Origin of the sequence: Streptomyces sp. NPDC059003 (assembly GCF_042740445.1) — a bacterium.
Taxonomy (GTDB): domain Bacteria; phylum Actinomycetota; class Actinomycetes; order Streptomycetales; family Streptomycetaceae; genus Streptomyces.
Genome location: NZ_JBHYJH010000259.1, coordinates 1 through 9,444 on the forward strand (window position 1 = coordinate 1; position 9,444 = coordinate 9,444).

Sequence of the window (9,444 nt, forward strand, 5' to 3'; positions counted from 1 at the left end):
TGCGGATGGACGGACCGACCGAAGAGGTCCTGAAGGAGTACGAGAAGTTCACCGGTAAGTAACTGGATGGCCGCCCCACGGGGTGGCCGGACGGAGCAGGGCCCCGCCGGAACGACCTGGCGGGGCCCTGACACATTTTCAGACACCAGGCGTCTCTCAAGTCACAGGAGCTCAGGGAAGATTGAAGCCAATCGGTGCGTTCTTGTGATGCGCAGAACACCCCGCCGAAGGGCCCTGCGTTGTACAACGTAAGCTGTACCGGTGCTGATTCGCGGCAAGTGGGGCGATATCGCTCCCTGGTCGGGCGTGGGGCACGGTCCGCCGCACGACGGCCTTGGCGGCGTGTCCGAAATAGGATGTATTGGGTCGGCAGTGTAGAACGGGAGATGTGACGGCAATGGCTACGGACGATCTCCAGCTCCGCGATGCGTCCGCCGTCCTCGACAAAGCCGCGGACGAGAACTTTCCCGTGGCCCCGTTCTTCCTCCCGCGCGCCTGGCGCGAGGACCTCATGGCCGTGTACGGCTTCGCCCGCCTGGTCGACGACATCGGCGACTCCGACCTCGCCCGCGGCACCGCCCACGCCCGCTACCTGGGCGCGGACCCGCAGGCGGCCGGCGACCCGCTCGCGCTGCTCGACGCCTTCGAGGCCGATCTGCGCAAGGTCTTCGCCGCGGGTCAGGAGCCGGGTCACCCGCTGCTGCGGGCCCTCGGACCCACCGTCAGGCGCCGGGACCTGACCCCCGAGCCGTTCCTCGGCCTGATCGCGGCCAACCGCCAGGACCAGGTCGTCAAGCGCTACGAGACCTACGACGACCTCGTCGCCTACTGCGAGCTGTCCGCGAACCCGGTCGGCCGCCTCGTCCTCGCCATCACCGGCACCGCCACACCCGAGCGCATCCGCCTCTCGGACTCGGTGTGCACCGCTCTGCAGATCGTGGAGCACCTCCAGGACGTGCGCGAGGACCTCGCGCGCGACCGCATCTATCTGCCCGCCGAAGACATGAAGAGGTTTCATGTCCAGGAGCGGGATCTGGCTGTCCCTACGGCAGGCGCGTCGGTGCGCGCACTGGTTGCATATGAAGCGGAACGCGCCCATCGCCTCCTGAATGAAGGCACCCCCCTGGTGGGTAGCGTGCACGGCAGGCTCAAGCTGCTGCTGGCAGGGTTCGTGGCAGGGGGGAGGGCGGCGGTCTCGGCGATCGCCGCCGCCGGATACGACGTACTTCCAAGGCCGCCGAAGCCCACGAAGCCGCGCTTGCTGCGCGAGGTGGGTGCGGTTCTGCGAGGAGAGGGGTGAGCCGGACCGTGGAGTCAGAACCTCGCGTGTCCGCGCCGGTACTCGCCGCATACAGCTATTGCGAGGCCGTGACCGGGCAGCAGGCACGAAATTTCGCGTACGGCATCAGGTTGCTGCCGACGCCCAAGCGGCGGGCGATGTCCGCGCTCTACGCGTTCTCCCGGCGCGTGGACGACATCGGGGACGGCGTCCTTGCGCCGGACGTGAAGCAGACCCGGCTCGACGACACCCGGGCCCTGCTCACCCGCGTCCGCGACGGAGCGGTGGAGGAGGACGACACCGACCCCGTGGCGGTGGCGCTCAGCCATGCCGCCCGGCACTTCCCGATCCCGCTCGGCGGTCTCGACGAGCTGATCGACGGCGTCCTGATGGACGTGCGCGGCGAGACCTACGAGACCTGGGAGGACCTCAAGGTCTACTGCCGCTGCGTGGCCGGGGCCATCGGCAGGCTCTCGCTCGGCGTGTTCGGCACGGAACCGGGCGCGCTGCACGCGGAGCGCGCGTCCGAGTACGCCGACACGCTCGGCCTCGCCCTCCAACTCACCAACATCCTCAGGGATGTTCGCGAGGACGCCCTGGAGGGCCGCACCTACCTCCCGGCCGACGACCTCGCCAAATTCGGCTGCTCCGCCGGGTTTTCGCGGCCCGAGCCGCCCGCCGGGTCCGACTTCGCGGGTCTCGTCCACTTCGAAGTGCGCCGCGCCCGGGCCCTGTTCGCCGAGGGCTACCGGCTGCTTCCCCTGCTCGACCGCCGCAGCGGCGCCTGCGTGGCCGCCATGGCGGGCATCTACCGCCGGCTGCTCGACCGGATCGAGCGGGAGCCGGAAGCGGTCCTTCGGGGCCGCGTTTCCTTGCCGGGCCGCGAGAAGGCGTATGTCGCCGTGCGCGGTCTCTCCGGCCTCGACGCGCGGAACGTCTCACGGCAGGCCGTCAGGAGGCGTACGTGACGTGCACCAACGGTGACGTCGGTGCATACGGGACTCGGCGCCGAAAACGGCGGGCAACCCTCCGCATGACCTTGGCGTCCCAGACTGCAACTGCCGAAAGGGAGGACGCATGAGGCAGGACGACGAGGCGGTGCCCGGCGCTCAGGTGAACGGGTCCACGGGCGGAGCAGCCCGTGCCGACCGGACGGCGGACGCGGAATCAGCCGGCCCGGCGGTCGGCGCTGCCCCGGGCGCGCGGCCGGCCGAGGACACCCCCGCCGGCAGCCGCGCCGTCGTCGTGGGCGGCGGGCTCGCCGGTGTCACCGCCGCGCTCGCCCTCGCCGACGCGGGCCTCGACGTCACGCTCCTCGAGGGACGGCCACGCCTGGGCGGACTCGCCTTCTCCTTCCAGCGCGGCGACCTGACCGTCGACAACGGACAGCACGTCTATCTGCGCTGCTGCACCGCCTACCGCTGGTTCCTCGACCGCGTCGACGGCGCACACCTGGCACCGCTGCAGGAACGTCTCGACGTCCCCGTGCTCGACGCCGACCGCAACAGGCTCGGACGCCTGCGCCGCACCGCGCTTCCGGTGCCGCTGCACCTGGCGGCGAGCCTCGCCACGTACCCTCATCTGTCGCTCGCCGAGCGGGCCAACGTGGGCCGCGCGGCGCTCGCCCTCAAGGGGCTGGACCCGGCCGATCCCGCCCTGGACAACCAGGACTTCGGCAGCTGGCTTGCCGCCCGCGGTCAGTCGCCGCGCGCCATCGAGGCGCTGTGGGACCTCGTGGGCGTCGCCACCCTCAACGCCGTCGCGGGCGACGCCTCACTCGGGCTCGCCGCGATGGTGTTCAAGACCGGGCTGCTCTCCGACCCGGGCGCCGCCGACATCGGCTGGGCACGGGTGCCCCTCGGTGAACTCCATGACCGCCTGGCCCGCAAGGCGCTCGACTCCGCGGGCGTCCGTACCGAACTGCGAACACGCGTCACCTCCATCTCGCCCCATAAGAACGGCGGTTGGAGCGTGGAAGTTCCCGGCGAGCGCATCGAGGCCGAAACCGTGGTGCTCGCCGTGCCCCAGGCCGAGACCCACGACCTGCTCCCCGACGGCGCCCTCGACGACCCTGACCGGCTGCTCGCCATCGACACGGCACCGATCCTCAACGTCCACGTCGTGTACGACAGGAAGGTCCTCAAGCGGCCCTTTTTCGCCGCGCTCGGCACGCCGGTCCAGTGGGTCTTCGACCGTACCGACGCCTCGGGACTGCGGGAGGGCCAGTACCTCGCGGTGTCCCAGTCGGCGGCCCAGGACGAGATCGACGCGCCCGTGGCGGCCCTGAGAGAGCGCTATCTGCCGGAGCTCGAGCGCCTGCTGCCCGCCGCGCACGGCGCACGCGTCCTCGACTTCTTCGTGACCCGGGAGCGCACCGCGACGTTCGCGCCGACACCGGGCGTCGGCCGCCTGCGACCGGGCGCGCACACCAAGGCGCGCGGCCTGTACCTGGCCGGCGCGTGGACCGCGACCGGCTGGCCCGCGACGATGGAAAGCGCTGTACGCAGCGGAATCTCCGCGGCCCGGGCCGCTCTGACCGCCCTCGACCGCCCTCGTGACCATCTCTTCGAGGAGGCGGCGTGACCCTCGACCTTCTGGGGCCCTCGCCCCGGATGCCCCGTACCGGAACCACCGGAGCAACCGGAAATAGAGGAGAGACTGTGCCGACTGTGCCCTCGGCCGAACCGGCCGCTGTGGACGTGACCTCGCTGCTCGAGCGGGGCCGGACGCTGGCCACCCCGGTGCTGCGGTCCGCGGTGGACCGCCTCGCGCCGCCCATGGACACCGTCGCCGCCTACCACTTCGGCTGGATCGACGCCGAGGGCAACCCGTCCGTCGGCGACGGCGGCAAGGCCGTGCGCCCGGCGCTCGCACTGCTGTCCGCCGAGGCCGCGGGGGCGCCCCCGGAGACCGGCGTGCCCGGCGCGGTCGCCGTCGAGCTGGTGCACAACTTCTCGCTCCTGCACGACGACCTGATGGACGGCGACGAGCAGCGCCGCCACCGCGACACGGTGTGGAAGGTGCACGGCCCCGCACAGGCGATCCTCGTCGGCGACGCCCTGTTCGCCCTCGCCAACGAGATCCTCCTGGAGATCGGCACCGTCGAGGCCGGCCGCGCCACGCGCCGCCTGACCACCGCGACCCGCGCCCTCATCGACGGGCAGGCGCAGGACATCTCCTACGAGCACCGCGAGCGGGTCACCGTCGAGGAGTGCCTGGAGATGGAGGGCAACAAGACGGGCGCCCTGCTCGCCTGCGCGGTCTCCATCGGCGCGGTGCTCGGCGGCGCGGACGACGCCACCGCCGACACCCTGGAGAGGTACGGCTACCACCTTGGGCTCGCCTTCCAGGCCGTCGACGACCTGCTCGGCATCTGGGGCGACCCGGAGGCCACCGGCAAGCAGACCTGGAGCGATCTGCGCCAGCGCAAGAAGTCCCTGCCGGTCGTCGCCGCGCTCGCCGCGGGCGGACCCGCGTCCGAGCGGCTCGGCGAACTCCTTGCCGCCGACGCCAAGAGCAATGACTTCGACAGCTTCTCCGAGGAGGAGTTCGCCGCGCGTGCCGCCCTCATCGAGGAGGCGGGCGGGCGCGAGTGGACCGCCGAGGAGGCGCGGCGGCAGCACGCCGTCGCCATCGAGGCCCTGGACAAGGTCCAGATGCCGGACCAGGTGCGGGCGCAGCTGACCGCGCTCGCCGACTTCGTCGTCGTACGGAAGAGATGATCACTATCGGGCACACCTGACTCGCAGTCGCCGAGCACCGCCTGGTGAAGGCGGTGCCCGACGGCGGACCCAGCAGAGAAGAAGCACTGCATTGAAGGGGAAGCCATGACAGCGACGACCGACGGTTCCACCGGAGCGGTGACGCCCCGCGCGGCCTCGGCCACCAAGACAACCGACACCACCCCCGGGGCGGCCGGGGCAACAGAAGCCGCCGAACGCGCCATACAACGGTCCACCCAGTTCCTGCTGTCCCGCCAGGACGCCCAGGGCTGGTGGAAGGGCGACCTGGAGACCAACGTCACCATGGACGCCGAGGACCTGCTGCTCCGTCAGTTCCTGGGCATCCGGGACGAGTCGACCACGCGCGCCGCCGCGCTCTTCATCCGCGGCGAGCAGCGCGACGACGGGACCTGGGGCACCTTCTACGGCGGTCCTGGCGAGCTGTCCGCCACCATCGAGGCGTACGTAGCGCTGCGCCTGGCCGGGGACGCGCCGGACGAGCCGCACATGGCCAGGGCCTCCGCCTGGGTCCGCGAGCAGGGCGGCATCGCCGCGGCCCGGGTCTTCACCCGGATCTGGCTCGCCCTCTTCGGCTGGTGGAAGTGGGACGACCTGCCCGAACTGCCGCCGGAGCTCATCTACTTCCCGAAGTGGTTCCCGCTCAACATCTATGACTTCGGCTGCTGGGCGCGGCAGACCATCGTGCCGCTGACCATCGTCTCCGCCAAGCGCCCGGTGCGCCCCGCGCCGTTCCCGCTCGACGAGCTGCACGCCGACGCGAGCACCCCGAACCCCGCCAAGCCCCTGGCCCCGGTGGCGAGTTGGGACGGCGTCTTCCAGCGCCTCGACAAGGCGCTGCACCTGTACCACAAGGTCGCGCCGCGAAGCCTGCGCAAGGCCGCGATGAACAGCGCCGCGCGCTGGATCGTCGAGCGGCAGGAGAACGACGGCTGCTGGGGCGGCATTCAGCCGCCCGCCGTGTACTCGGTCATCGCCCTGCACCTGCTCGGCTACGACCTCGACCACCCGGTCCTGAAGGCGGGCATCGAGTCCCTCGACCGGTTCGCGGTATGGCGCGAGGACGGCGCCCGGATGATCGAGGCCTGTCAGTCACCGGTGTGGGACACCTGCCTCGCCACGATCGCGCTCGCCGACGCCGGAGTGCCCGCCGACCACCCGCAGCTGGTGAAGGCCGCGGACTGGATGCTGGGCGAGCAGATCGTCAGACCGGGCGACTGGTCGGTGCGCAGGCCCCATCTCACGCCGGGCGGCTGGGCGTTCGAGTTCCACAACGACAACTACCCCGACATCGACGACACCGCGGAGGTCGTCCTCGCGCTGCGCCGCGTCGCCCACCCGGACCGGCGCCGCATGGACAGCGCCATCGCCCGCGGCGTGCACTGGAACCTCGGCATGCAGTCGAAGAACGGCGCCTGGGCCGCGTTCGACGTCGACAACACCAGCCCGCTGCCCAACAAGCTGCCCTTCTGCGACTTCGGCGAGGTCATCGACCCGCCGTCCGCCGACGTCACCGCGCACGTCGTCGAGATGCTCGCCTACGAGGGCAAGGCCCACGACCCGCGCACCCGGCGCGGCATCGAGTGGCTGCTCGCCGAACAGGAGGCGAACGGCGCCTGGTTCGGGCGCTGGGGCGTCAACTACGTCTACGGCACCGGGTCCGTGCTGCCCGCCCTGGTCGCGGCGGGGCTGCCCGCCTCGCACGCGGCGATCCGCCGTGCGGTCGCCTGGCTGGAGTCGGTCCAGAACGACGACGGCGGCTGGGGCGAGGACCTGCGGTCCTACCGCGACGAGAAGTGGATCGGGCACGGCGCGTCGACGGCCTCGCAGACCGCGTGGGCGCTGATGGCGCTGCTCGCGGCCGGCGAGCGGGACTCCAAGGCCGTGGAACGCGGCGTCAGCTGGCTCGCGGAGGCCCAGACCGAGGACGGCTCCTGGGACGAGCCGTACTTCACCGGGACCGGCTTCCCCTGGGACTTCTCCATCAACTACCACCTCTACCGGCAGGTCTTCCCGCTGACCGCGCTCGGCCGGTACGTCAACGGCGAGCCGCGCGTCGGCGGCGCCGCCAAGGGGAGCTGATGTCCACCGGGCAGGGCCGGCCGGGGCCCGCACCGCTCCTCGTCGCCTGTGCGCTCGGCATCGAGCACCTCGCCCTGCGCACCGGCGACCGGGGCGGCGCGAGCGGTCCCGTGACGGTGCTGCGCACGGGCATGGGCCCCAAGGCCGCGGGGCGCGCGGTCGGCAAGGCGCTCGGCCGGGACTCCCTGCGCGACGCGGCCGTCGTGGCCACCGGCTTCTGCGCGGGGCTCGCCCCCGGCATGCACCCCGGGGACCTGGTCGTCGCCGAGGAGACCCGGTACGAGGGCGGCAGCACGCCCTGCGTCGGCACCGGGCTCCTGGTCGAGGAGCTGGTGCGGGCCCTGCCCGGCCGCACCGTGCACACCGGGCCGCTCACCGGCTCCGACCACGTCGTGCGCGGCCATGAGCGCGGCGACCTCCTGGCCACCGGCGCGATCGCCGTGGACATGGAGTCCGCCGCCACGCTGCGCACCGCCGTGACCGCCGGAACCCGGCCCGTTGCGGCCGTCCGGGTGGTCGTGGACGCCCCCCAGCACGAACTCGTCCGTATCGGCACGGTGCGCGGTGGCATAAAGGCCTTCCGCGTTCTTCGTTCCGTGCTTCCCGCTTTTTTCGAATGGCACCGTTCCTCGCTGCTCCCCCGGAGGTGAGCCAGATGGCTATGCCGCTGCGTCAGTCAATCAAGGTCGCTACCTACCTCTTTGAACAGAAGCTGCGCAAGCGGGACAAGTTTCCGCTGATCGTCGAGTTGGAGCCGCTTTTCGCGTGCAATTTGAAGTGTGAGGGCTGCGGCAAGATCCAGCACCCGGCAGGTGTGCTCAAGCAGCGCATGCCGGTCGCCCAGGCCGTGGGCGCCGTTCTTGAATCCGGTGCGCCGATGGTCTCCATCGCCGGTGGCGAGCCGCTGATGCACCCTCAGATCGACGAGATCGTGCGGCAGTTGGTGGCGAAGAAGAAGTACGTCTTCCTGTGCACCAACGCGATGCTGCTGCGCAAGAAGATGGACAAGTTCACGCCTTCGCCGTACTTCGCGTTCGCCGTGCACATCGACGGGATGCGCGAGCGGCACGACGAGTCGGTGGCGAAGGAGGGCGTGTTCGACGAGGCGGTGGCGGCGATCAAGGAGGCCAAGCGGCGCGGCTTCCGGGTCACCACCAACTCGACCTTCTTCAACACGGACACTCCGCAGACCATCATCGAGGTCCTGAACTTCCTCAACGACGACCTGAAGGTCGACGAGATGATGCTGTCGCCCGCCTACGCCTACGAGAAGGCGCCCGACCAGGAGCACTTCCTGGGCGTCGAGCAGACCCGCGAGCTGTTCAAGAAGGCCTTCGCGGGCGGCAACCGGCGCCGCTGGCGGCTCAACCACTCGCCGCTGTTCCTCGACTTCCTCGAGGGCAAGGTCGACTTCCAGTGCACGGCGTGGGCGATCCCCAACTACTCGCTGTTCGGCTGGCAGCGCCCCTGCTACCTGATGAGCGACGGCTACGTACCGACGTACCGGGAGCTGATCGAGAAGACCGACTGGAGCAAGTACGGCCGCGGCAAGGACGACCGGTGCGCCAACTGCATGGCGCACTGCGGCTACGAGCCGACCGCCGTCCTCGCCACCATGGGTTCCCTCAAGGAGTCCCTGCGGGCCATGCGCGAGACCGTCAACGGGAACCGGTGACGTCATGACCCCTGGAGTGCCCGTCTCTCTGGGCCTCCCGGAGCTGCCGGTCCGACCGATCGCGGAGCGCCGTGTGTCACGGCGCATCCAGGTCGGACCGGTGGCCGTAGGGGGCGGTGCGCCGGTGTCGGTGCAGTCGATGACGACGACGCGTACGTCCGACATCGGGGCGACGCTGCAGCAGATCGCCGAGCTGACGGCGTCGGGCTGTCAGATCGTCCGGGTGGCGTGTCCGACGCAGGACGATGCCGACGCGCTCGCGACGATCGCCCGTAAGTCGCAGATCCCGGTGATCGCGGACATTCACTTCCAGCCGAAGTACGTGTTCGCGGCGATCGACGCGGGCTGCGCGGCGGTGCGGGTGAATCCCGGCAACATCAAGCAGTTCGACAACAAGGTGCGGGAGATCGCGCGGGCGGCGTCCGCCGCGGGGGTCCCCATCCGGATCGGGGTGAACGCCGGGTCGCTCGACAAGCGCCTGCTCGCCAAGTACGGCAAGGCGACGCCGGAGGCGCTGGTGGAGTCGGCGCTGTGGGAGGCGTCGCTGTTCGAGGAGCACGGTTTCCGGGACATCAAGATCTCGGTGAAGCACAACGACCCGGTGGTCATGGTGAACGCCTACCGGCAGCTGGCCGCGCGGTGCGACTATCCGCTGCACCTGGGGGTCA

The 9,444-nt window shown here is 70.8% G+C and carries 8 protein-coding genes; all 8 read left to right on the forward strand.

From position 1 onward, the window contains the following. Positions 1–397: 397 nt before the first annotated feature. On the forward strand, positions 398–1,300 hold the full coding sequence (hpnC, locus tag ACFWZ5_RS42585; protein ID WP_384795980.1) for a squalene synthase HpnC: 903 nt from the start codon (positions 398–400) through the stop codon (positions 1,298–1,300). Next, positions 1,297–2,247, forward strand: a complete 951-nt coding sequence (gene hpnD, locus ACFWZ5_RS42590) for a presqualene diphosphate synthase HpnD (RefSeq protein WP_384795982.1) — start codon at positions 1,297–1,299, stop codon at positions 2,245–2,247. The genes hpnC and hpnD overlap by 4 nt, the downstream gene beginning before the upstream one ends. Before the next feature lie 109 nt (positions 2,248–2,356). Then, positions 2,357–3,862 (forward strand): hydroxysqualene dehydroxylase HpnE, encoded by a 1,506-nt coding sequence (gene hpnE, locus ACFWZ5_RS42595; RefSeq protein WP_384795984.1) that lies wholly within the window; start codon positions 2,357–2,359, stop codon positions 3,860–3,862. Positions 3,863–3,891: 29 nt separating this feature from the next. Beyond that, positions 3,892–5,001: a polyprenyl synthetase family protein gene (locus ACFWZ5_RS42600; RefSeq protein WP_384796000.1), complete on the forward strand. Its 1,110-nt coding sequence runs from the start codon at positions 3,892–3,894 to the stop codon at positions 4,999–5,001. Between the two features lie 105 nt (positions 5,002–5,106). Further along, entirely contained in the window at positions 5,107–7,101 is a 1,995-nt protein-coding gene (gene shc / locus ACFWZ5_RS42605) for a squalene--hopene cyclase (RefSeq protein WP_384795986.1), read from the forward strand. Beyond that, a complete protein-coding gene (locus ACFWZ5_RS42610; protein WP_384795988.1) occupies positions 7,101–7,751 on the forward strand; it encodes a 1-hydroxy-2-methyl-2-butenyl 4-diphosphate reductase in 651 nt (216 codons plus the stop codon). The genes shc and ACFWZ5_RS42610 overlap by 1 nt, the downstream gene beginning before the upstream one ends. A gap of 5 nt (positions 7,752–7,756) precedes the next feature. Beyond that, the gene (gene hpnH, locus ACFWZ5_RS42615; protein WP_384795990.1) at positions 7,757–8,776 is read left to right on the forward strand and encodes an adenosyl-hopene transferase HpnH; all 1,020 of its coding nucleotides are present in this window, start codon (positions 7,757–7,759) and stop codon (positions 8,774–8,776) included. A 4-nt stretch (positions 8,777–8,780) separates the two neighbouring features. After that, positions 8,781–9,444: flavodoxin-dependent (E)-4-hydroxy-3-methylbut-2-enyl-diphosphate synthase (locus tag ACFWZ5_RS42620; protein WP_384892459.1), on the forward strand; the 664-nt coding region annotated here is incomplete at its 3' end.

Coding starts and splice junctions, on each gene's coding strand:
- shc (WP_384795986.1), top strand. CDS start 5,107: ATGACAGCGACGACCGACGGTTCCACCGGAGCGGTGACGCCCCGCGCG.
- hpnE (WP_384795984.1), top strand. CDS start 2,357: ATGAGGCAGGACGACGAGGCGGTGCCCGGCGCTCAGGTGAACGGGTCC.
- ACFWZ5_RS42600 (WP_384796000.1), top strand. CDS start 3,892: ATGCCCCGTACCGGAACCACCGGAGCAACCGGAAATAGAGGAGAGACT.
- ACFWZ5_RS42610 (WP_384795988.1), top strand. CDS start 7,101: ATGTCCACCGGGCAGGGCCGGCCGGGGCCCGCACCGCTCCTCGTCGCC.
- hpnH (WP_384795990.1), top strand. CDS start 7,757: ATGGCTATGCCGCTGCGTCAGTCAATCAAGGTCGCTACCTACCTCTTT.
- hpnC (WP_384795980.1), top strand. CDS start 398: ATGGCTACGGACGATCTCCAGCTCCGCGATGCGTCCGCCGTCCTCGAC.